Annotated in this window: 15 protein-coding genes; 6 read left to right on the forward strand and 9 right to left on the reverse strand. The window is 72.7% G+C overall.

Annotated elements, in window-relative coordinates; translation table 11 throughout:
- Positions 1–137: 137 nt before the first annotated feature.
- Positions 138–1,022 (forward strand): phosphatidylinositol-specific phospholipase C, encoded by an 885-nt coding sequence (locus JK363_RS25130; protein ID WP_201877492.1) that lies wholly within the window; start codon positions 138–140, stop codon positions 1,020–1,022.
- A 30-nt stretch (positions 1,023–1,052) separates the two neighbouring features.
- Here JK363_RS25130 and JK363_RS44270 read toward each other — a convergent pair whose 3' ends face one another.
- The 6 genes from JK363_RS44270 to JK363_RS25165 form a co-directional block, all read right to left on the reverse strand.
- Positions 1,053–2,834: a glycoside hydrolase family 6 protein gene (locus tag JK363_RS44270; RefSeq protein WP_307821860.1), complete on the reverse strand. Its 1,782-nt coding sequence runs from the start codon at positions 2,832–2,834 to the stop codon at positions 1,053–1,055.
- A gap of 197 nt (positions 2,835–3,031) precedes the next feature.
- The gene (locus JK363_RS25145) at positions 3,032–4,231 is read right to left on the reverse strand and encodes an XdhC family protein (RefSeq protein WP_201877494.1); all 1,200 of its coding nucleotides are present in this window, start codon (positions 4,229–4,231) and stop codon (positions 3,032–3,034) included.
- A 24-nt stretch (positions 4,232–4,255) separates the two neighbouring features.
- Positions 4,256–5,686, reverse strand: a complete 1,431-nt coding sequence (locus tag JK363_RS25150; protein ID WP_201877496.1) for an NCS2 family permease — start codon at positions 5,684–5,686, stop codon at positions 4,256–4,258.
- A gap of 90 nt (positions 5,687–5,776) precedes the next feature.
- Positions 5,777–8,167, reverse strand: coding sequence for a xanthine dehydrogenase subunit D (gene pucD, locus JK363_RS25155; RefSeq protein WP_201877497.1), 2,391 nt, complete (start codon positions 8,165–8,167; stop codon positions 5,777–5,779).
- A 2-nt stretch (positions 8,168–8,169) separates the two neighbouring features.
- Positions 8,170–8,745, reverse strand: a complete 576-nt coding sequence (locus tag JK363_RS25160) for a (2Fe-2S)-binding protein (protein WP_201877498.1) — start codon at positions 8,743–8,745, stop codon at positions 8,170–8,172.
- A complete protein-coding gene (locus JK363_RS25165) occupies positions 8,736–9,626 on the reverse strand; it encodes an FAD binding domain-containing protein (RefSeq protein ID WP_201877499.1) in 891 nt (296 codons plus the stop codon). The genes JK363_RS25160 and JK363_RS25165 overlap by 10 nt, the downstream gene beginning before the upstream one ends.
- Positions 9,627–9,864: 238 nt before the next feature.
- Here JK363_RS25165 and JK363_RS25170 point away from each other — a divergent pair, with 238 nt between their 5' ends.
- Together JK363_RS25170 and JK363_RS25175 are read left to right on the forward strand one after the other, a co-directional pair.
- Positions 9,865–11,664 carry a PucR family transcriptional regulator gene (locus JK363_RS25170; protein ID WP_201877683.1) on the forward strand — a complete coding sequence of 600 codons (1,800 nt, stop codon included), beginning with the start codon at positions 9,865–9,867 and terminating at the stop codon, positions 11,662–11,664.
- Between the two features lie 198 nt (positions 11,665–11,862).
- The gene (locus tag JK363_RS25175; protein ID WP_372444841.1) at positions 11,863–12,702 is read left to right on the forward strand and encodes a hypothetical protein; all 840 of its coding nucleotides are present in this window, start codon (positions 11,863–11,865) and stop codon (positions 12,700–12,702) included.
- Between the two features lie 561 nt (positions 12,703–13,263).
- Here JK363_RS25175 and JK363_RS25180 read toward each other — a convergent pair.
- A complete protein-coding gene (locus tag JK363_RS25180; protein WP_372444844.1) occupies positions 13,264–13,986 on the reverse strand; it encodes a GntR family transcriptional regulator in 723 nt (240 codons plus the stop codon).
- Positions 13,987–14,072: 86 nt separating this feature from the next.
- On the opposite strand from JK363_RS25180, the gene JK363_RS25185 reads away from it, so the two are divergent.
- Both JK363_RS25185 and JK363_RS25190 read left to right on the forward strand, forming a co-directional pair.
- Positions 14,073–14,957 (forward strand): (2Fe-2S)-binding protein, encoded by an 885-nt coding sequence (locus JK363_RS25185; protein ID WP_236076088.1) that lies wholly within the window; start codon positions 14,073–14,075, stop codon positions 14,955–14,957.
- 217 nt (positions 14,958–15,174) lie between these two features.
- Positions 15,175–16,368, forward strand: a complete 1,194-nt coding sequence (locus JK363_RS25190; protein WP_201877501.1) for a DUF2637 domain-containing protein — start codon at positions 15,175–15,177, stop codon at positions 16,366–16,368.
- An 82-nt stretch (positions 16,369–16,450) separates the two neighbouring features.
- Here JK363_RS25190 and JK363_RS25195 read toward each other — a convergent pair whose 3' ends face one another.
- Positions 16,451–16,873 carry an ATP-binding protein gene (locus JK363_RS25195; protein ID WP_307821861.1) on the reverse strand — a complete coding sequence of 141 codons (423 nt, stop codon included), beginning with the start codon at positions 16,871–16,873 and terminating at the stop codon, positions 16,451–16,453.
- A gap of 227 nt (positions 16,874–17,100) precedes the next feature.
- Here JK363_RS25195 and JK363_RS25200 point away from each other — a divergent pair, with 227 nt between their 5' ends.
- Entirely contained in the window at positions 17,101–20,250 is a 3,150-nt protein-coding gene (locus tag JK363_RS25200; protein ID WP_201877503.1) for an alpha-mannosidase, read from the forward strand.
- Positions 20,251–20,266: 16 nt separating this feature from the next.
- Here JK363_RS25200 and JK363_RS25205 read toward each other — a convergent pair whose 3' ends face one another.
- Entirely contained in the window at positions 20,267–22,009 is a 1,743-nt protein-coding gene (locus tag JK363_RS25205; RefSeq protein WP_201877505.1) for a pyruvate dehydrogenase, read from the reverse strand.
- Positions 22,010–22,060: the final 51 nt, after the last annotated feature.

The raw sequence follows: 22,060 nt of genomic DNA on the forward strand, positions 1-22,060 counted from the left end.
CTTGCGGACAGCCGCTGTCCTCCATCCCCCGCCACTTCTGACGCTCCGGCCCAACGTACGGCTTTTCGGGGCGACTTGTGCTTCGATGCCCAGCGGCACCGACGAACGGGCGAGTAACAAACGACGGGAGTATGCGTATGGACCGGCGAGGGTTCCTCAAGGGCACGGCCGCGATCTCCGCCGCGGGGCTGATATCCACCGCGGGCGGTACGGCGACGGCCACCGCGGCGCCACCCCGGCGGCTCGCCCCTCAGGACTGGCTCTCCGCCGTGGCCGACTCCACCCCCGTCCAGCGGCTGACCCTGCCCGGCACCCATGACTCCGGCGCCCGCCACGGCGGTCCGTGGACCGAGTGCCAGAACACCGCCATCGGCGACCAGCTGACCAGCGGCATCCGCTTCCTGGACATCCGCTGCCGGGCTTATGAGAACGCCTTCCCGATCCATCACGGCCCCTACTACCAGCACCTCAACTTCGACGATGTGCTGGGCGCCTGCCGCTCCTTCCTCTCCGCTCATCCGACGGAGACCGTGCTGATGCGGGTCAAACAGGAGTACTCGGAGGAGAACGCCGAGGAGTTCCGCCGGATCTTCGACAGCTACCTCGACAAGGGCTGGCGTTCGCTGTTCCGCCTGGACAGCACCCTCCCCACCCTGGGCGAGGCCCGGGGCAGGGTGGTGCTGCTCGGCGACTCCGGCGCGATGCCGGGCATCCGGTACGGCGACGCCCAGCTCTTCGACATCCAGGACGACTACATGGCGGAGCCGTTCGGGAAGTACCCGAAGATCGAGGCGCAGTTCCGCAAGGCGGTCGAGCAGCCCGGCAAGCTGTTCATGAACTACGTCAGCACCGCCGCGCTGCTGCCGCCCCGCTCCAATGCGGACCGGCTCAACCCCAAGGTCGGGAGCTTCCTGGAGGGCGCCGGAACCCAGGGCTGGACGGGGCTCGGCATCGTCCCGATGGACTTTCCGAACACCGCCTCCGGCCTGGTCGACGCCCTCATCCGGAAGAACCCCGTCTGACGGACGTACCGGGGGACGTATCAGGACGGATCAGAGCGACGGCCGGGCGAACCGTACGAGCTCCAGGGCCTGGTCGGGGAACCACTGCCCCGCCTCGGGGTCGACCGTGCCCCGCTCCGGGTCCTCGGGCCCGCCCGTGCCGCGCAGACACCGTCCGTCGGACTCACCCGGCGTCTTCACCCACAGCGCCGCGTCCTGGAGCGGATCGCCGGTCTCGGTGGTCGGGCGCACGCCCAGACCCCGGTCGGGCGGGTTGCACCACGGCTCGGGATCGCTGTGGTCACTGCCCTCCGGGGTCCACGGGCCCTGGCCGTTGCGGCTGGTGTCGGTGACGAAGTGCTTCAGCTGCGCCGGATCGTCGGGGGCATGCTCCTGGACCCAGGTCCGGGCACGCCGGTGGGACCAGTTGCGGTCGGCGCAGTCCGCGGGGTCCCCGCCCTCGTCGGCGTAGGCCAGACAGGAGGAGATCAGCCGTCCGTACCAGGCGTTGGCCGCGTCGGTCTGGTAGTGCGAGACATTGAGCGCGAAGCCGGTGGCACGGTCGATCCCGGCCTTGAGGAGGCGGGGCACGATGCTGCTGACGGAATGCCAGCCGGCGTGGCCCGCGTCCAGATAGACCGCGGTCTCGCCGAGCGCGGTGAGGACGTCGACCGCGTAGTTGATCTCGGAATAGCGGGCGGCGGTCTGCGGGTCCTCCTCGTCGATGAGCTGGTCGAGGCCCTCGAGGTCGTCCGGGTTCTCGAGATCACCGACGACCTCCGGGTTGCCGGTGTCGGGGAGGGCGGGATCGGCGGCGGCCGTTCCGGAGGCGGAGGGTTCGGGGCTGGGCAGGATGCCGGGCGACTCCGAAGCGGAGGCTTCGTTCGAGGCGGAGGGCTCGGGAGCCGGGGTCTGGGACGCGGGGGCCTGCGCCGCCGGGGACTCGGCCGCGGGGGACTGGGTCGCGGAGGGCTTCGGGGACGACGGCGTCTGAGCGGCGGGCTTCTCGGCTGCCGGGGTCTGGGCCGCGGGCTTCTCGGCGGCGGGCTTCTCGGACGCGGGCTTCTCCGCCGCGGGCTTCTCGGCGGCAGGCTTCTCGGCCGCGGGTGACGTGCTGGGCTGGGCTCCGGTGGCGGGGGTGGACTCCGTACCCGGGTCGGGCAGCGGGGGCAGCTCGCCCTCGCCCGTATCCGTGCCCCCGGTACCGGCACTTGCGCTCGCACCGGCGCCCGCGTCCGTGCCCGCGTCCGTGCCCGCGTCCGTGCCCGCGTCCGTGGCCTGATCGTCCGCGGGGGCGGCCGGATCGGCCTCGGCGGGCAGGGTGCTCGCCTCCGCCTCCTCCGGCTCGTCGTCGGCCGCGTTGTCCCCGTCTTCGCCGGTCGCGTTCTGCTCGCAGTCGGACGGCAGCAGTGCCAGGGAGTCGGGTTCCAGGACGACCAGCGCCTTGCGCTGTCCGATGCCCTGGGCGACGGCGTCGATCCACGCCTGGTACTCGGCGGTGCTCCGCGCGCCACCGGAGGAGTAGCTGCCGCAGTCCCGGCCCGGGACGTCGTACAGCGTCAGGACCGGCACCGTGCCATGGGCCTCGGCGCTGCGGGTGGTCGTCCGGACCATCCGCTCCACCTCCTCGGGGCTCTCGTCCCCGTACCAGAGGGCGTGGGGAGTTCGCACCATGGAGAGAAGCCCCCTGGCCTCACGGCTCTCGCCCCGCCAGGCGAGCCGGGTCACCTGGCTGTAGGGGTCCCGTTCGGGTGGCGGGGCGTAGAAACGGCTGCCGCGCAGGGCGTCGCCGACGCCCTGGGGCGCGGCCGCGTGCACGGTCGAACTGGTCATCAGGGGAAGGGCGGTTGCGGCCAGAACGGCCATCGGGGCGGCGAGGTTTTTCCGCTTGCTACGCACAGGCGCACTCCAGAGGGCTGCGGGCGGGTCAAATCTGACTCTCACTCAGAAAATCGGACCCGGCAACGCGGCTGTACGCCAGGTGGCGGTACCGCTTTCCCGCCCAGGAGTGGCCTTAGATCGGATGAACGTCAGGCGACCGACCCGATCCGGTCCGCGGGGGCCCGTTCGGTGTCGTGGTGGATGGGGGTGTGCGCCCCGGTCAGCGGCACTCCGCTGCCGCCCCGGCGGGCGGCGACGATCTCGCCGGCGATGGACAGGGCCGTCTCCTCGGGGGTGTGGGCGCCGAGGTCGAGCCCGATCGGGGAGCGCAGCCGGGCCAGCTCCACTTCGTTCAGGCCCACCTCGCGCAGCCGTCGCAGCCGGTCGAGGTGGGTGCGGCGGGAGCCCATCGCGCCGACGTAGCCGACGGGCATCCGCAGCGCCCGCTCCAGCAGCGGGACGTCGAACTTCGCGTCGTGGGTGAGAACGCAGAGCACGGTCCGGGCGTCCACCTCGGCCGTCTCGAGATAGCGGTGCGGCCAGTCGACGACCACCTCGTCGGCCTCCGGGAAGCGGTGGGCCGCCGCGAAGACCGGACGGGCGTCGCAGACCGTCACGTGGTAGCCGAGGAACTTCCCGATCCGCACCAGGGCGCTCGCGAAGTCGATCGCCCCGAAGACGATCATGCGGGCCGGGGCCACGCTGGACTCGACGAGCAGGGTGACCGGGCTGCCGCAGCGGCTGCCCTCGGCGCCGATGACCACGCTCGCGGTCCGGCCGGCGTCCAGCAGGGCGCGCGCCTCCCCCGCCGCGGTGCGGTCCAGCGCCGCCCGGTCGGCCGCGGAGGCGCCCTCGGGTCCGCCGAGGGTGCCCTCGTACGTCCCGTCCGGGCGGACCAGCAGGGCGCGGCCCAGCAGTCCGTCCGGGCCGTCCACGATCCGCGCGAGCGCCACCGCCTCGCCTCCGGCCGCGGCCTCACCTCCCGCCGCGGCCGAGCGGACCGCGGCGGCGAGGACCGGGCGCCGCACGGTGTCCGCCGCCGGAACCGGTGTGACCAGGACGTCGATGACCCCACCGCAGGTCAGACCCACCGCGAAGGCGTCCTCGTCGGAGTAGCCGAAGCGGGTCCTGACCGGTTCGCCGGTGCTCAGCGCCTCCTGGCACAGCTCGTAGACCGCGCCCTCCACACAGCCGCCGGACACGCTGCCGATGGCCGTGCCGTCGGCGTCGACGGCGAGGGCCGCGCCCGGCTGCCGGGGTGCGCTGCCGCTGACGGCCACCACGGTGGCGACGGCGAAGTCACGCCCCTCCTCGCACCAGCGATGCAGTTCGGCAGCGATGTCCAGCATGGTGATCAGCTCCTTGTACGGCCGCTATCGGACCCCGAGCCAGGTCTCGATCGGATGCAGAGCGAAGTAGATGACAAACACGGCCGTCAATATCCACATGAACACGCCGGGCTCCCGATATCTGCCCTGCGCGGCCTTGATCGCGGTGTAGGCGATCACGCCCGCGCCGACCCCGGCGGTGATGGAGTACGTGAAGGGCATCAGGGCGACGGTCAGGAAGACCGGGACGGCCACCGAGCGGTCGGCCCAGTCCACATGGCGGGCGTTCTGCATCATCATCGCGCCGATGACCACCAGGGCGGCGGCCGCGACCTGGCCGGGCACGATCTGGGCGAGCGGGGTGAAGAACAGCCCGCAGGCGAAGAGCAGCCCGGTGACCACGCTGGACAGCCCGGTTCTGGCCCCTTCGCCGACGCCCGTGGCGGACTCGATGAACACGGTCTGGCCGCTGGCCCCGGCCACCCCGCCGATGGCGCCGCCCGCGCCGTCCACGAACAGCGCCCTGCTCAGCCCCGGCATCCGGCCCCGTTCGTCGGCCAGCTTCGCCTCGGTGCCGACGCCGATGATCGTCGCCATGGCGTCGAAGAACCCGGCCAGCACCAGGGTGAAGACGATCATGCCGACCGTCATGCCGCCGATCTTGCCCCAGCCGCCGAACTCGACCTGTCCGAAGAGGCTGAAGTCCGGGGTGGAGACGGCGTGGGCGGGCAGTTCGGGGGCGCGCCCGCCCCAGGTCTTGGGACTGAGCCCGGCCACCGCGTTGACGACAACGGCGAGAACGGTGCCGGCCACGATGCCGATGAGGATCGCGCCCGGCACCTCACGGGCCTGGAGCATGAAGATCAGCAGCAGGGTGACGCAGAAGATCAGTACGGGCCAGCCCGCGAGCTTTCCCTCCACGCCGAGCGTCAGCGGCCCGCCCTTGCCCACAAAACCGGCGTTGACCAGCCCGATCAGGGCGATGAACATGCCGATGCCGATGGTGATCCCGTGTTTGAGGGCGAGCGGGATCGCGTTCATGATCACTTCGCGGAGTCCGGTGACCACCAGCAGCACGATCACCGTCCCGTACAGCACACACATCCCCATCGCCTGCGGCCAGCTCATATGGGGCACGACCTGGCCGGTGAGGACGGCGGAGACGCTGAGCCCGGCGGCGAGCGCAAGCGGCACCTTGCCGATGAAGCCCATGAGGAGGGTGGAGACGGCGGCGGCGAACGCGGTGGCGGTGATCAGCGCGCTCTGGGCGAGGTGGTCGTGCTGGACGTCCTCACCGGACAGCAGCAGCGGATTGAGCAGCAGGATGTACGCCATCGCCATGAAGGTGGTGACGCCGCCGCGGATCTCCCTGGCGAGAGTGGATCCGCGGTCGGATATGTGGAAGTACCGGTCGAGACCGGACCGGCGGGCCGTTCCCTCCGGGGTGGTCGGTGGCTTGATGGCGTGCTGGGTCATGCGGTGCCACTCCCAAGTGTCATAGGGGGTTGGGATGGTGCATCGGCATCCACGACCCGGGGGACGGCCCGGTCGGTGGTGATGGGGGGTTCAGGTACCGGTCAGATGCTCCGGCCGGACCGGTACCCGCTTCAGGGGGAGGCCGGTCGCCGCGCGGATGGCGGCCACGACGGCCGGGGTGGAGGAGAGGGTGGGCGCCTCGCCGACCCCGCGCAGCCCGTACGGGGCGTTGTCGTCGGCCAGTTCGAGGACATCCACGGGGATGGTCGGGGTGTCGAGGATGGTGGGGATCAGATAGTCGGTGAAGGAGGGGTTACGGACCCGGGCGCCGTCGGAGACCACGATCTCCTCCATGACGGCGAGGCCGAGGCCCTGGGTGGAGCCGCCCTGGATCTGGCCCACGACGGAGAGCGGATTGAGCGCTTTGCCGACGTCCTGGGCGGCGGCCAGCTCGATCACCTTGACCAGGCCCAGTTCGGTGTCGACCTCGACCACCGCGCGATGGGCACAGAAGGAGTACTGGACATGGCCGAAGCCCTGGCCGGTCTCCAGGTCGAACGGCTCGGTGGGGCGGTGCCGGAACTCCAGCTCCAGGTCGATCGGTTCATCGCCGACGATCTCGGCGAGATCGCCGATCACCTCACCGCCGTCGGTGACCACCTTGCCGCCCTCCAGCAGCAGTTCGGCGGTGGCCCACGCGGGGTGGTGGGAGCCGAGCCGCTCCCGGCCGCGCCGCAGCACCTCCTCCCGCACCGCCTCGCAGGTGTGCTTGATGGCGCCGCCGGTCATATACGTCTGGCGGGAGGCGGAGGTGGAACCGGCCGAGCCCACCCGGGTGTCGGCGGGATGGATGGTGACCTGGCTGACGCCCAGTTCGGTACGGGCGATCTGGGCGTGCACGGTGACACCGCCCTGGCCGACCTCGGCCATCGCGGTGTGCACCAGGGCCACCGGTTCGCCGTTGATCACCTCCAGCCGGATCCGGGCGGTGGAGTAGTCGTCGAACCCCTCGGAGAAGCCGACGTTCTTGATGCCGACCGCATAGCCGACCCCGCGCACCACCCCTTCGCCGTGGGTGGTGTTGGACAGCCCGCCGGGCAGCTCCCGGACATCGGTGGACGCGTCGGCGGCCAGCCACTGACGCTCGGGCGGCATCGGCATCGCCTTGACGCGGCGCAGCAGTTCGGCCACCGGCGCCGGGGAGTCCACGATCTGTCCGGTGGGCATCTCCGCGCCCTGGGACATGGCGTTGCGCTGCCGGAACTCCACCGGGTCCAGGCCGAGTTCCTGTGCCACGGCGTCCATCTGCGCCTCGTAGGCGAAGCACGCCTGGACGGCGCCGAAGCCGCGCATGGCACCGCAGGGCGGGTTGTTGCTGTAGAGGGCGATGGCCTCGACGTCGACGTTCGGGACGACGTAGGGGCCGATCGCCAGGGAGGCGGCATTGCCGACCACCGCCGGGGAGGAGGAGGCATACGCCCCGCCGTCCAGGACGATGCGGCACTGCACGTAGAGCAACTGTCCGTCGCGGGTGGCGCCGTGTTCATAGGTGAGTGTGGCGGGGTGCCGGTGGACATGGCCGAAGAACGACTCGTAGCGGTTGTAGACGATCTTCACGGGGCGGCCGGTGCGCAGCGCCAGCAGACAGGCGTGCGCCTGCATGGACAGATCCTCACGCGCGCCGAACGCCCCGCCCACGCCGGACAGCGTCAGCCGCACCTTGTCGGCGGGCAGCCCCAGGACCGGCGCCAGCTGGTCGCGGTCGACATGCAGCCACTGGGTGGCGATGTACAGGTCGACGCCGCCGTCCTCGGCCGGTACCGCGAGCCCCGACTCCGGCCCCAGGAACGCCTGGTCCTGCATCCCGACCTCGTAGTCGCGGCGCACCACCACATCGGCACGGGCGCGGGCGGCGGTGACATCGCCGCGCCGGACGGGCTGCCGGTGCACGATGTTGGGGTGCGGTACGTGGGCGGCATAGTGATCGGAGCGGTCGTGGCGGTCCGGGTGGAGCACCGGGGCATCGGGGGCGATGGCGGTGGCCTCGTCCACGACCGGCGGCAGCTCCGCGTACCCCACCTTGATCTTGGCGGCGGCGCGGCGGGCCGTCTCGGGGTGGTCGGCGGCCACGATGGCCACGGCCTCCCCGTGGTAGCGGACGCGGTCCTTGGCGAGCACGGGCTGATCGCGGATCTCCAGCCCGTAGTGGGTGGCGGCCGGGAGGTCGTCATGCGTCATCACGGCGTGGACCCCGGGCACGGCCAGCGCCTCGGCGGTGTCGATGGAGCGGATCTCGGCGTGGGCGTACGGGCTGCGCAGGGTGAAGCCCCACAGCATGTCCTCGTGCCACAGGTCCGAGGAGTACGCGAACTCCCCGGTGACCTTCAGGGTGCCGTCGGGGCGCAGGGTGGACTCACCGATGGCGCCCCTGGTCGCGCTGCTGGTCTGGGTGATCCTTCCGGGGGTGGGACCGGCTCCCATGGTCAGCCCTCCTCCCCGGTGCGGGCGGCCGCCAGGCGGACCGCGTCGAGGATCTTCTCGTAGCCGGTGCAGCGGCACAGATTGCCGGACAGGGCCTCGCGGATATCGGCGTCGGACGGGTCGGGATGGCGCTCCAGCAACTCGTCGGCGGCGACGAGGAGTCCGGGGGTGCAGAAGCCGCACTGGACGGCCCCGGCGTCGATGAACGCCTGCTGCACGGGTGCCAGCGGGGTGGTGCCACCGGGGCCGGGCTGCCAGCGCCGGGCCTCGTCGAGACCGGTGCCGGTGGTCCGCTCCGTAGCGTCGCCGGAGGCGGTGGCGTCGCGCCGCTCGGCGAACTCCGCCAGGCCCTCGACGGTGACCACCTCGCGCCCCTCGGCCTGACCGGCCGCGACCAGGCACGCACAGACCGGGACACCGTCCAGACGGACCGTACAGGAGCCGCATTCGCCCTGCTCACAGGCGTTCTTGGAGCCCGGGAGCCCCATCCGCTCACGCAGCACGTACAGCAGGGACTCGCCCTCCCAGACGTCGTCGGCCTGCTGCGGCCGCCCGTTGACCGTGAATTTCACGCGCACTGTACGGTCCTCCCGTTCCCCTCGCGGTACGCCTGCCAGGTCCAGCCCAGCGTGCGGCGGGCCATCACCGACACGGCGTGGCGGCGGTAGGCCGCGCTGCCGCGGACGTCGTCGATCGGATTGCAGGCACCGGAGCACAGCTCGGCGAACTGCCGGGCGATCGACGGGGTGATGACGGCGCCGCTGTCCCAGAAACCGCCGTCGGCCAGCGCGGCGTTCAGGAATTCCTCCGCCTCCCGCGCCCTGATCGGCGTGGGCGCGGCCGAGCCGATACCGGTACGGACGGTGCGGGTGCGCGGATGCAGCGCCACGGAGAACGCGCACACCGCGATGACCATGGCGTTGCGCGTACCGACCTTGGAGAACTGCTGCGGTCCGTCGGCCTTCTCGATGTGCACCGCCCGGATCAGCTCATCGGGCTCCAGGGCGTTGCGCTTGACCCCGGTGTAGAACTCCTCGACCGGGATCAGCCGGGTGCCGCGCACCGACTCCACCTCGACCTCGGCACCGGCCGCCAGCAGCGCCGGGTGGGCGTCCCCGGCGGGCGAGGCGGCCCCGAGGTTGCCGCCGACCGTGCCGCGGTTGCGGATCTGCGGGGAGCCGACGGTGTGCGAGGCGAGCGCGAGAGCGGGCAGCTCGGTCCGCAGCTCCTCGATGATCCGGGTGTAGGGGACCCCGGCGCCCAGCCGGACCGTACGCTCGCCCACCTCCCACTCGGCCAGTTCGCCGATACGGTTCAGATCCAGCAGGAAGTCGGGACGGCGGTGGTCGAAGTTGATCTCGACCATCACATCGGTGCCGCCCGCGATGGGCACGGCCGTGGGGTGCTCCGCCTTTGCGGCGAGCGCCTCCTGCCAGCCGGCGGGGCGCAGAAAGTCCATCGGTCACTCTTCTCGGTTCGGCGAGCGGGGGCGGGAGGACGGCAACCCGGCTTCCCCCAAGAACTCTGCACGCGGCTTACCGCCAGTAGACCGAGCTGTGGGCCACCTGGTGCAGTCACCGAAGGCATGAAGCAGTTGGCTGGCCAGCGGGCTGGTCTTGTAGATTCGAACGAAGAGCGGGGAGCGGAATCCTCGCGGTATTCGACCGGTGACAACAACAGGATCGGCTGGCACCACCATGCGGCTGCGCGCACTGCTGGAGACCGACGCGCTGGGCCTGCGCCTGCTCGGCGGCGAGGACGAGCTGGACCGCACCGTCCGCGGCGTGATGACCACCGATCTGCGGGACCCCAGCCGCTATCTGTCCGGCGGCGAACTGGTGCTCACCGGTCTGGCCTGGCGGCGTGCGCCGGGCGACTCCGAGCGGTTCGTACGGATCCTGACCGCCGCCGGGGTGGCCGGTCTGGCCGCGGGCGAGGCGGAGCTCGGCGCGGTGCCCGAGGATCTGGTGATCGCCTGCGCACAGCACCGGTTGCCGCTGTTCTCGGTGGTCGAGGACGTCTCGTTCGCGTCGATCACCGAGCATGTGGTGCGCCAGGTCTCCGGTGAGCGGGCCGGGGACCTCGCGGCGGTGGTGGAGCGGCATCGGCGGCTGATGACCTCCGGCCCCGCGGGCGGCGGCCCCGAAGTGGTCCTGGATCTGCTGGGCTCCGATCTCGATCTGCCCGCCTGGGTGCTGTCCTCCACCGGCCGCCGGATCGCCGGCCCGAGCGCCCCCGGCCCCTCCCCCGAGCTGCCGCCGGAGATCCGGGCCGAGCTGGCGGGCGAACTCCTCGCGGCACGGCGCACCGGGCGGCGCGGCCCGCACCGGGTCACCGCCGCCAACGGCGCCCTGTACTCCCTCTTCCCCATCCGCAGCGGTGAGTCCACGGACATACGCGACACCGTGCTGTCCGACTGGCTGCTGGCGGTCGCCGCGGACGCGGGTGACTGGCCGGGCGAGCGGCTCGATCTGCTGCACGGGGTCACCCAGCTGATCGCGGTCGAACGCGACCGGCGCGACGCGGCCCGGACGGTGCGGCGGCGGCTGGCCCAGGAGGTGCTGGAGCTGGTCCAGACGGGCGCCCCGCCCGCCGAGATCGCGGCCCGGCTGCGGGTGGCCGCCCCCGTTCTGCTCCCCGGACTCGGCTCGGCGCCGCACTGGCAGGTGGTGGTGGCCCGGGTGGAGTGGGGGTTCACCGGGCCGAACGGGGAGAACGGGCAGCACGGGCAGGAGGCCGCCCCCGGCGGCGCCGCGGGCCGCGGTATCCCCGGCGGGCCGGTCGCCCAGGCGCTGCTGGAGGAGATCCTGGTCGATCCGCGGGCGACCGGGCCGGAGCCCTCGGACCGGATCGCGGTGGCGCACACCGGTGAGGAGGCGGTGGCGCTCGTACCGCTTCCGGCCCATCCGGACGTGTCACCATCGGAGGCGGCGGAGGCGACGGAGGCGACGGAGGCGGCGGACGCCGACGGTACCTCCGCGTCCGGCCCCGTCCTGGACGCCGGGCTGCACGCGGACACACTGCTCGCCGCCATCCGCGAGCCGCTCTCCCGCGGTCTGGACGGCGACGGCCGGCTGACCCTCGGGGTGAGCGCCGCCGTCCCCTCCGCCGACGGGCTGCGCGGCGCCCTGGAGGAGGCCCGGCACGCCCGCCGGGTCGCGGCCGCCCGCTCCGGCCGGGTCTGCGCCGCCGGTCACCAGGAGCTGGCCTCGCACGTCCTGCTGCTCCCCTTCGTCCCGGACGACGTCCGCCGCGCGTTCACCGCGCGGCTGCTCGACCCGCTGCGCGAGTACGACCGCCGTCATCGCGCCGAACTGATCCCCACCCTCGAGGCGTTCCTCGAATGCGACGGGTCGTGGACGCGGTGTGCGGCGCGGCTGCACCTCCACGTCAACACCCTGCGCTACCGGGTCGGCCGGATAGAGCAGCTGACCGGGCGCGAGCTGTCCCGGCTCGAGGACAAACTGGACTTCTTCCTCGCGCTGCGCATGAGCTGACGCCTGGGTTCCGGAGTGAGCCGACAAGCTCCCACGAGCCCCATGCGCACCCCCGCGCCCCATCGATGCGCCTAGGAGCCACCGCCCTGGTCAGGGGTTTGTGAATTCGTTCACACCAACCCCTTGGCCGCGCCAGCGCATTCATGCTGAGATTCGCATCACGGCTTCCGGCTCGATGGCGCGCTTGGGGAGGGCAATGTGGCGGACACCGCCATGTCACCACCTGGATCGTCAAACTCCGATTCCGAGGCACGTTCCCACGCTCCGGCCGGGCGGGGGGACGCCCCGCTCGACACGGCGGTCTGGCGGCTGCGTTCGCGCGGCCTCTGGAAGGACGCCGCCGAACTGCTCACGCCCTACGCCGAGGACGACGCCTCGGCCGCGCTCAAGCGCAGCGTCATCCTGACCGAACGGTGCATGTACACCTCCGCGGGGTGGGACGCGGCCGAGGACGCGCTGCGCGCCGCGGAGGCCCTGGCGCTCACCGACGCCGAGCGCGGCGCCACCGCGTGCGAGCGGGGCTATCTCGCGTACGCCTCCACCCTGCTGAGCGTCCGCGACCGGGCCGACGAGGCGCGCACCGCGCTCGGCCGCGCGGCGGCGCTGCTGGCGCCCGGCTCCCCGACCCGCCCGCTGCTGGACCTCCGCCGCGGGCTGATCTCCCAGCACCTCGCCCACAACCCGACCGGCGCCCAAGCCGCGTTCCAGCGCGCTCACGCGGGCGCGACCGCCCAGGGTGACGAGCTGCTGACCTCGTCCACCTGGCGCCACCTGGCCGCCATGGCGGAGGAGGAGGGCAATCTCCCCGAGGCCCGGCACGGCTTCGCCGAATCGCTCCGCATCCGCGAGGAGCTGGGCTACCTGGTCGGCATCGCCCCGGCCCTGGCGGCCCTGGCCGACGTGGAGCCGGACCCGGAGGAGGCCGGACGGATGCGCACGGAAGCGGGCCGCCTGGTGCGGCTGCTCGGCGGTGTCCCGGTGTGGCTGGCCGAGCAGTTAGGCCACACCGAACCACCCCTCGACGGCCACCGTCCCTGACACCACGGGGTCGGCGGCCCGGGTGCCGGGCGATCCGTGGGGGGCCGCCCGGCACCCCACATCACGCCCCGGCTGCCGCGCCGCGTCCGCGGCAGCCGAGCGCCGGCCCCGGAACCCGCCACCCCGCAGTGGCGCCCACGCGCCCACCGCGGACCCGACGTGGTGACCTCCCACCGCTGAACGGACCCACACCGCCCCAGCCGGGTCCCGCCCGAACCCCCGCGACCCGGCCCCCGCACCCGGAGGCGGTACCCCGGGACTCACCGCGGCCAGGCGTGACGACCGCCCACCGGTGAGCGAACCCCACCGCCCGACGGAGTCTCACCCGAACCCCGGCACCCCGCGCAGCGAGCCGCGGCCCGGCGCGCTGGCCGCGGGTTGGCGTCCGCAGGGGCTGGCCCGGCCGAGGGCCGGGCGCCGGGGGCCGGGCGCCGGGGGCCGGGCGCCGGGGGCCGGGCGCCGGGGGCCGGGCGCCGGGGGCCGGGCGCCGGGGGCCGGGCGCCGGGGGCCGGGCGTGGGGCCGAAGCGCGGCCCCGCCCCCTCACCCCGGCCGCAGGCCGGTTACGCGCCGGTGGTGAAGTGTTCGCGGACCAGGGATTCGACGACGTCCAGGTCGCGGGCGGCGAGGGCGTCCAGGAGGGCCATGTGTTCGGCGGCGTCCGCCACCAGGTCGGCGGTGCGGACCGGGCGGCCGCAGGCCAGGGGCCACTGGGCGCGGCGGTGGAGTTCGTCGGCGACGATCACCAGCTGCTGGTTTCCGGACAGGCTCAGCACGCTCTGGTGGAAGGTGCGGTCCGACTCCAGATAAGCGGCCCGGTCGCCCTTGGCGGCGGCGGCCGCGGTCGCCTCGGCGAAGGGCCGCAGCAGGGCCCAGCGCTCGGGCGTGACGGCCTGGGCCAGGCCGAGCATCACGGGGACCTCCAGCAGGGCACGGACCTCGGCCAGCTCGGCCAGCTCACGCGCGCTGCGCCGGGCGACCCGGAAGCCGCGGTTGGGGACCACCTCGACGGCGCCCTCGCCCGCGAGCTGCTGCATGGCCTCCCGCACCGGGGTGGGCGAGACACCGAAGCGCTCGGCGAGGGCCGGGGCGGAGTAGACCTCACCCGGGGTCAGCTCACCGCCGACCAGCGCGTCCCGCAGGGCGTCCAGGATCTGCCCGCGGACGGAGTGACGCCGGAGGGACCGGCGTGCCGCGGGCACACCGGACGGGGGCTGCGGCTCCCTTGCCGCCTCCGCTTTGGCCTGCTCCACTCGGCTCCTCCTGACATGCCATCGAAACGATATGCGGCTGCCGCGTGAGGTCAAAGCCCGGATCAGATCAAGTAAGGTTAGGCTAACCTCGCACCGCGTCCACGAATCGGTGGTCCCGCATGTCCGTGCCCGCGCTCCGCCCGTTCCATACCGAACCCGTCGGCACCGGCCCCGTCGGCACCGGCCCCGTCGGCACACGCGCCTTGCTCGGCGCGTACGAGCGGCTGGCGGAGGTGCTGCCCTCCTGCGCGGTCACGGTGAGCACCGGCGCGGTGCCGCCCACCGGCGGCGGCTGGGTGCACGCGGCGGACCTCGCCGCGGGCGGACCCGCGCTCGACGCCTTTCTCGCCTGGGACGAGGCCCAGGTGGAGCGCGACTACGGACAGCGGGCCCGGCCGGATGTGATCGCCGGGTTCGGGCTGCACCGCTACGCCTGGCACATCTGTCTGCTGTTCACCGTGCCGTGGTTTCTGCACCGCCGCGTACCGCGGCTGACGGTCCACCAGGTGTCGTACCACCGGACTCGGGGCCGGATCGCGGTGCGTACGGCCGGGTTCGCGTGTCTGCCGGACGACAGGGCGGCCGCACTGCCCGGCGCCCGGCCGGTCATGGACGAGGAGGCGCTGCGCGCCGAGCTCCGGACGGCCGTGGCCGAACACCTCGGCCCGGTGCTCGACGGTTTCCGGCCACGGATGCGCCGCGGCACCCGCGCCCTGTGGCGGATGGCGGCGGACGAGATCACCGAGGGACTGTGGCACGTCGGCGGGCTGCTGGGCGAAGAGCCGCGCGCGGTGGCCGAGTTGACCGCGCTGCTACCGGGGCCCGGTGACCTCTATCCGGCCGGGGCCGCGTTCCGTCCGCTCGCCGGGGCCGAGGGCGGACCGGTCGTCACCCGGAACCGGGCCAGTTGCTGTCTCTTCTACACCCTGCGGCCAGACGAGCCGTGTCTGACCTGTCCGCGCACCGCCGACGCGGAGCGCATCGCCCGCCGAGGCGCGAACTGAGGTACGGATTACCCGTGATCGCGTTCCGTGAATAGAATCAAGCCGCTTGCACAGAGCGAGCGTTCGAACCGTAACGCACCTATCCGCGTGCCGCCCCGCCCACTTGGCGGCCTCTTGTCCGGAAACCGCTCGAGGCCGGGCCGGATTCCGCCAGGATGTCGCGCGTGTAGGCCGCACTGCGGCCAGGACTTCACGGAAGCGAGGCAAGGGGCACCGGATGAGACTGACCGAGATATCGCTGGGCTGGGCCCTGCCCGTCCTCGTGGCACTGCTCGGTGTCGTGGGGGCGGTGGTGGTTCTCGCCCGCGGCCGCAACGAGAAGAAGGCGGACGGCGCGCCCGCGGATTCGTGGGAGCGCAGCGAGGAGCGCCGTCGGCGCAAGGAGGCCATCTACGGGATGGCCTCGTATGTGCTGCTGTTCTGCTGCGCCGGGGTGGCCGCCGCGCTCTCGTTCCAGGGTCTGGTCGGCTTCGGCCGGGAGAACCTGGCGCTCACGAACGGCTGGGAGTACCTGGTCCCGTTCGGTCTCGACGGCGCCGCCATGTTCTGCTCGGTGCTCGCGGTGCGCGAGGCCAGCCACGGTGACGCGGCGCTCGGCTCACGTCTGCTGGTGTGGATGTTCGCGGGCGCCGCGGCCTGGTTCAACTGGGTGCACGCGCCGCGCGGTATGGGCCACGCGGGCGCCCCGCAGTTCTTCGCGGGCATGTCGCTGTCGGCCGCGGTCCTCTTCGACCGCGCGCTCAAGCAGACCCGCCGCTCGGCACTGCGTGAACAGGGCCTGGTGCCGCGGCCGTTGCCGCAGATCCGCATCGTCCGCTGGCTGCGCGCCCCCCGTGAGACCTTCGCCGCCTGGTCGCTGATGCTGCTGGAGGGTGTGCGCACGCTGGACGAGGCGGTCGAGGAGGTCCGTGAGGACCGCCGCGAGAAGGAGAACAACCGCAAGCGCGAGCGCGAGCAGGAGAAGCTGGACCGGGCCCGGATCCGCGCGATCAACCGGCAGCACCGGGCGTGGGGCCGCCGCGGCGGCCGTCAGGTGGACGTCTCCGTCGCCACCGACCGGCCCGCGAGCCTGAGTTCGGAGCCTGCCATAGGGGAGAAGGTGCTGGAGCCGGCGGGAACCGCCGAGCAGACGCGGCTGTCCTCGTCCTCCACCCGGCCCGCCCTCCAGTCCGCGACCGCGACCGCGACTGCGACCGCCGCTGACACCGACAGCGGGGACTGGAACCGCGACCGGGATTTCAGCTTCGGCTTCGGTGACCAGGACGGGGCCTTGGACAAGGAGAAGGACAAGGACGCCGAAGCCGACCGTCCCCGCACCGTCGACCTCACCGCCGAGGACGACACCCTCACCATTCCCCGGCTGGACTCCCTGGAGGAGAAGCTGGCGCAGATCGAGCGCGCCTTCGGCTGAGCACTGAGCGCTGAGCGGCGAAGCGGACGGGCGACGGCGTCGGCGGGGCACTTCTCCGCCGTCGTCCGCCCGCCGCCGTGCGTCACTCCACGACGCCGTCGGCCTCCAGCTCGAACCACAGGGCCTTGCCCACCCCGTGCGTCCGTACGCCCCAGGCGTCCGCGAGCGAGTGCACCAGCAGCAGCCCGCGCCCGGAGGTGGCGTCCTCCGGCGGGCGGGCCCGCAGCCTCGGATGGCGGGAGTCGAAGTCCCGCACCTCCACCCGTAATCGGCCCGCGACCCGCGCGGCGGCCCCGTCCTCCAGGGCGGCCGTGACCTGGGCCCCGCGGCCGGTATGCACCAGCGCGTTGGTCACCAGCTCGCTGATGAGCAGCTCGGCAAGATCCGCCCGGCCCGGTCCGCCCCAGTGCCGCAGCAACTGCCGCAGCTCCGCCCGGACCTCCGCCACCGCGTCCAGCTCGTCCCGCGCCAATCGTCGCTCGAGGACCGGGCCACGACGCTCCACCTGGACAGCCTCCGCAGCCTTCGTCCCCGGATCCGGCCGGCCGACCGGCAGCCTGCCCGGCCGTACACACTGACGCTTCATCCTCCCCCGCCCCGGCCGCCCTGAGAGGCGTCCAGCGTTGAATGCCGTCGAACACGGTCACGGGAATGCATGCCCGCGTGTTGCCGCCCACACACCGAGGGAACTGTCAGGAGTGATCCGCTCAGCGCCGAGCCCGAGGAGCCGTGATGCACGACGACCGACTGTTGGTGGAAGGGCGCCTGGACCGGGCGCTGAACCAGTTCATCCGGCCCGCCCAGTACCCGGAGCGGGTGCCACTGGCGCTGTTCGCCTGGCGGGCGCCCGGTGAACCGGTACCGGTCGGTGAGGCGCTGGAGGCCGCGTACGAGCGGTTCGAGACCGGCACCGACTGGGGCAGCCCCTGGTCGACCTGGTGGTTCCGGCTGGAGGGCGCGGTCCCGGCGGAGTGGGCCGGGCGCCGGGTCGAGGCCGTGATCGACCCCGGCTTCACCGGTGACGGGCCCGGGTTCCAGGCCGAGGGGCTGGTGTACGACGCCCACGGGGTGCCGCTGAAGGGCATCCATCCGCGCAACCGCCACATCCCGGTCGCGGCCCCGGCGGAGGGCGGTGAACCGGTGCGGCTGCTGCTGGAGGCGGCCGCCAACCCGGCCGTGCTGCGCGGCGGCTTTGTGCCGACGAAGCTGGGCGACGTCCTGACCGCCGGGGACCGCCCGCTGTACCGGTTCGCCTCCGCGGATCTGGCCGTGCTCGACGAGCACGTCTGGCATCTGGTGCTGGACCTCGAGGTGCTGTCGGAGCTGATGCGCGAACTGCCCACGGACCGGCCGCGCCGCCACGAGATCCTGCGCGCCCTGGAGAACGCGCTCGACGCGCTCGATCTGCACGACGTACCGGGCACCGCGGCCGCCGCCCGCGCCGAGCTGGCCGACGCGCTCAGCCGTCCCGCACACGCCAGCGCCCACCGGGTCTCGGCGGCCGGGCACGCCCATATCGACTCGGCGTGGCTGTGGCCGCTGCGCGAGACCGTGCGCAAGGCGTCCCGCACCTTCGCCAATGTCACCGCGCTCGCGGGCGACTACCCCGAGCTGGTCTTCGCCTGCTCCCAGGCGCAGCAGTACGCATGGGTCAAGGAGCACCAGCCGCACATCTGGGAGCGCATCAAGAAGGCCGTGTCGGACGGCAACTGGGCGCCGGTCGGCTCGATGTGGGTGGAGTCGGACGCCAATATGCCCGGCGGGGAGGCGCTGGCCCGGCAGATCATGCACGGCAAGCGGTTCTTCCTGGAGGAGCTCGGGGTGGACACCGAGGAGATCTGGCTGCCGGACTCCTTCGGCTACACGGCCGCCTTCCCGCAGCTGGCGAAGCTGGCGGGGGTGCGGTGGTTCCTCACCCAGAAGCTGTCGTGGAACCAGACCAACAAGATGCCGCACCACACCTTCTGGTGGGAGGGCATCGACGGCACCCGGGTCTTCACCCACTTCCCTCCGGTGGACACCTACAACGCGCAGTTCCACGCGAGCGAACTGGCCCACGCGGAGCGCAACTTCGCCGACAAGGGCCTCGCCACCCGCTCGCTGGTGCCCTTCGGCTGGGGCGACGGCGGGGGCGGCCCCACCCGCGAGATGCTGGAGAAGGCGCGGCGGCTGAGCTCGCTGGAGGGGTCACCCCGGGTGGAGATCCACAAGCCGTCGGTGTTCTTCACCGAGGCCGAGCGGGAGTACGGCGCCAAGGCCCCGGTGTGGTCGGGCGAGCTGTACCTCGAGCTGCACCGGGCCACGTACACCACCCAGGCCAAGACCAAGCAGGGCAACCGGCGGAGTGAACACCTGCTGCGGGAGGCGGAGTTGTGGGCCACCGCGGCCGCGCTGCACGCGCCCGGCTACGCCTACCCGTACGACGATCTGGACCGGATCTGGAAGACAGTGCTGCTGCACCAGTTCCATGACATCCTGCCCGGCTCGTCGATCGCCTGGGTGCACCGCGAGGCGCGGGAGACCTATGAGCGGGTGTTCGCGGAGCTGGAGGGGATTGTCGCGGCGGCGGTGGCGGCGCTGGACGGTGGCGGTCCCGCGGTGCTCAACGCCTCGCCGTACGAACGCGAGGAGGTGGCCGTGGTGGACGCGGAGACCGCCGCCGCCCTCCCGCCGGAGACCCCCTCCCAGGCGCTGGGTGGCGGGCGGACGGCGGTGCCGGTGCGGGTGGCCGGGCTGGGCGCCGCGGCGCTTCCGGCCGCCGCCACCCGGGGCGAACCGGGGGTGACCGCGCTGAGCGACGGCCACAGCATCGTGCTCGACAACGACCGGCTGCGGGTGACCATCGACGCCGACGGGCTGCTGACCTCGGTGCTGGACCTGGACGCGGGCCGCGAGGTGCTGGCGCCCGGCGCCCGCGGCAATCTGCTCCAGCTCCACCCCGACCACCCCAACCAGTGGGACGCCTGGGACATCGACCGGCACTACCGCCGCACCCGCACCGATCTCACCGACGCGGAGCATGTCGAGCTGACCGAGTCCGGACCGCTGCGCGCCACGGTGCGGGTGGTGCGCTCCTTCGGCTCCTCACGGGTGGTCCAGGACCTCACCCTGGCCGCGGGCAGCCGCCGTCTCGACATCGCCACCGAGGTGGACTGGCAGGAGTCGGAGAAGGTCCTCAAGGCGGCGTTCCCGCTGGATGTGCACGCCCGGGTGTCCACCGCGGAGATCCAGTTCGGCCATGTAGACCGCGCCACCCACACCAACACCGGCTGGGACGCGGCCCGGTTCGAGATCTGCGCCCACCGCTGGCTGCGGGTGGCCGAGCCCGGGTACGGGGCCGCGCTGCTCAACGACTCCACCTACGGCCACGATGTGACCCGCACCGCGCACCCGGTGCCCGAGGGCGACGGTGACGAGCGGGAGGTGCTGGGCACGACCGTACGGCTGACCCTGCTGCGCGCCCCGCACAGCCCGGACCCGGAGACCGACCTCGGCACCCACCACTTCCGCTACGCCCTGCTGCCGGGCGCTGATGTGGGGGACGCGGTGGCCGAGGGGCTTGCGCTGAACCTGCCACTACGCGCGCTGCCTTCTGGTCCACCGGCCCTGGCCCCGCTGGTGTCGGTGGACAATCCGGCGATCACCGTGGAGTCGGTCAAGCTTTCCGAGGACCGCAGCGGCGATGTGGTGGTGCGGCTGTACGCATCGCACGGCGGCCGGGCGGTGGGCACGCTGGTGACCGGTTTCCCGGTGACCCGGGCGGAGGTGACCGATCTGCTGGAGCGTCCGCTGCGGCCGGCGGCGACCGGCGCGGCCGGGCTGCGCCTGGCCCTGCGGCCGCACCAGATCCTCACCCTGCGGCTGACACCCGTGCGCGGCTGAGCGGGGCGGGGCCGGATCAGGGGCGCGGCAGGTTGCGCAGATTGGAGCGGGCCATCTGCACCATCCTGCCGACGCCCCCGTCCAGCACCATCTTGCTGGCCGACAGCGCGAATCCGGTCACCATCTCCGCCTTGATCTTGGGCGGGATGGACAGTGCGTTGGGGTCGGTGACGATGTCCACGAGCGCGGGCCCCTTGCGGCGCAGCGCGTCCCGCAGCACCGACCGCAGATGTTTGGGCTTCTCCACCCGGACGCCGTAGACCCCGGCCGCGTCGGCGAGGGCCGCGAAGTCCGGGTTGTGGTTGGTGGTGCCGTACGCGGGCAGCCCCGACACCAGCATCTCCAGCTCGACCATGCCGAGCGAGGAGTTGTTGAACAGGATCACCTTCACCGGCAGGTCGTACTGGACCAGGGTGAGGAAGTCGCCCATCAGCATGGTGAATCCGCCGTCGCCGGACATCGACACCACCTGGCGGCGGCTGTCCAGGAACTGGGCGCCGATGGCCTGCGGCAGCGCGTTGGCCATCGAGCCGTGGGTGAACGAACCGATCACCCGGCGGCGGCCGTTGGGGGTCAGATAGCGGGCCGCCCAGACGTTGCACATCCCGGTGTCCACGGTGAAGACGGCGTCGTCCGCGGCCTCCTCGTCCAGGATCGAGGCCACGTACTCGGGGTGGATCGGGACATGCTTCTCGACCTTGCGGGTGTACGCCCGGACCACGCCCTCCAGCGCCTCCGCGTGCTTCTTCAGCATCCGGTCCAGGAAGCGGCGGTCGGTCTTGGGGCGCACCTTCGGCGTCAGACAGCGCAGGGTCTCGCGGACGTCGCCCCACACCGCGAGGTCCAGTTTGGAGCGGCGGCCCAGGTGTTCGGGGCGTACGTCGACCTGCACGGTGGTCACATCGTCCGGGAGGAAGGCGCCGTAGGGGAAGTCGGTGCCCAGCAGCATCAGCAGATCGCACTCATGGGTGGCCTCGTACGCCGCGCCGTAGCCGAGCAGTCCGCTCATCCCCACGTCGAAGGGGTTGTTGTACTGGATCCACTCCTTGCCGCGCAGGGCATGGCCCACCGGTGCCTTCACCCGCTCGGCGAACTCCATCACCTCGTCGTGTGCCCCGGCGGTGCCGCTGCCGCAGAAGAGCGTGATCCGGTCCGCCGCGTCCACCATGCGCGCCAGTTCGTCGATCTCCGCGTCTCCCGGGCGCACGGTGGGCCGGGAGGTCACCAGCGCGTGTTCCTCGGCGCGCTCGGGGGCCGGTCGGGCGGCGATGTCACCGGGCAGGGTGACCACGCTGACCCCGCCGCGGCCGATCGCGTGCTGGACGGCGGTCTGGAGGACCCGCGGCATCTGCTGGGGGCTGGAGATCAGTTCGCAGTAGTGGCTGCACTCGCGGAACAGCTGGTCGGGGTGGGTCTCCTGGAAGTAGCCGGTGCCGATCTCGCTGCTGGGGATGTGCGAGGCGAGGGCCAGGACCGGGGCCATCGAGCGATGGGCGTCGTAGAGCCCGTTGATGAGGTGGAGATTGCCGGGGCCACAGGAGCCCGCGCAGGCGGCGAGGGTGCCGGTCAGCTGGGCCTCGGCGCCCGCGGCGAAGGCGGCGGTCTCCTCGTGCCGGACCTGGATCCACTCGATGGCGGCGTTGCGGCGGACCGCGTCCACCACGGGGTTGAGGCTGTCGCCGACCACCCCGTACAGCCGCCGCACCCCGGCGCGCACCAGGATGTCCACGCATTGCTCCGCCACCGTCTGCTTGCCCATCGCGCGCCTCGTCCCTTCCGCCCTGGGTTGCCGGGGTTCGTCGACCCCTGT

Source organism: Streptomyces coffeae (assembly GCF_016741875.1).
GTDB classification, from domain to species: domain Bacteria; phylum Actinomycetota; class Actinomycetes; order Streptomycetales; family Streptomycetaceae; genus Streptomyces; species Streptomyces coffeae.

Excerpts from the sequence above, each read along its gene's own strand:
- JK363_RS25130 (WP_201877492.1), top strand. The coding sequence starts at position 138 with ATGGACCGGCGAGGGTTCCTCAAGGGCACGGCCGCGATCTCCGCCGCG.
- JK363_RS44270 (WP_307821860.1), bottom strand. The coding sequence starts at position 2,834 with ATGACCAGTTCGACCGTGCACGCGGCCGCGCCCCAGGGCGTCGGCGAC.
- JK363_RS25145 (WP_201877494.1), bottom strand. The coding sequence starts at position 4,231 with ATGCTGGACATCGCTGCCGAACTGCATCGCTGGTGCGAGGAGGGGCGT.
- JK363_RS25150 (WP_201877496.1), bottom strand. The coding sequence starts at position 5,686 with ATGACCCAGCACGCCATCAAGCCACCGACCACCCCGGAGGGAACGGCC.
- pucD (WP_201877497.1), bottom strand. The coding sequence starts at position 8,167 with ATGGGAGCCGGTCCCACCCCCGGAAGGATCACCCAGACCAGCAGCGCG.
- JK363_RS25165 (WP_201877499.1), bottom strand. The coding sequence starts at position 9,626 with ATGGACTTTCTGCGCCCCGCCGGCTGGCAGGAGGCGCTCGCCGCAAAG.
- JK363_RS25170 (WP_201877683.1), top strand. The coding sequence starts at position 9,865 with ATGCGGCTGCGCGCACTGCTGGAGACCGACGCGCTGGGCCTGCGCCTG.
- JK363_RS25185 (WP_236076088.1), top strand. The coding sequence starts at position 14,073 with ATGTCCGTGCCCGCGCTCCGCCCGTTCCATACCGAACCCGTCGGCACC.
- JK363_RS25190 (WP_201877501.1), top strand. The coding sequence starts at position 15,175 with ATGAGACTGACCGAGATATCGCTGGGCTGGGCCCTGCCCGTCCTCGTG.
- JK363_RS25200 (WP_201877503.1), top strand. The coding sequence starts at position 17,101 with ATGCACGACGACCGACTGTTGGTGGAAGGGCGCCTGGACCGGGCGCTG.
- JK363_RS25205 (WP_201877505.1), bottom strand. The coding sequence starts at position 22,009 with ATGGGCAAGCAGACGGTGGCGGAGCAATGCGTGGACATCCTGGTGCGC.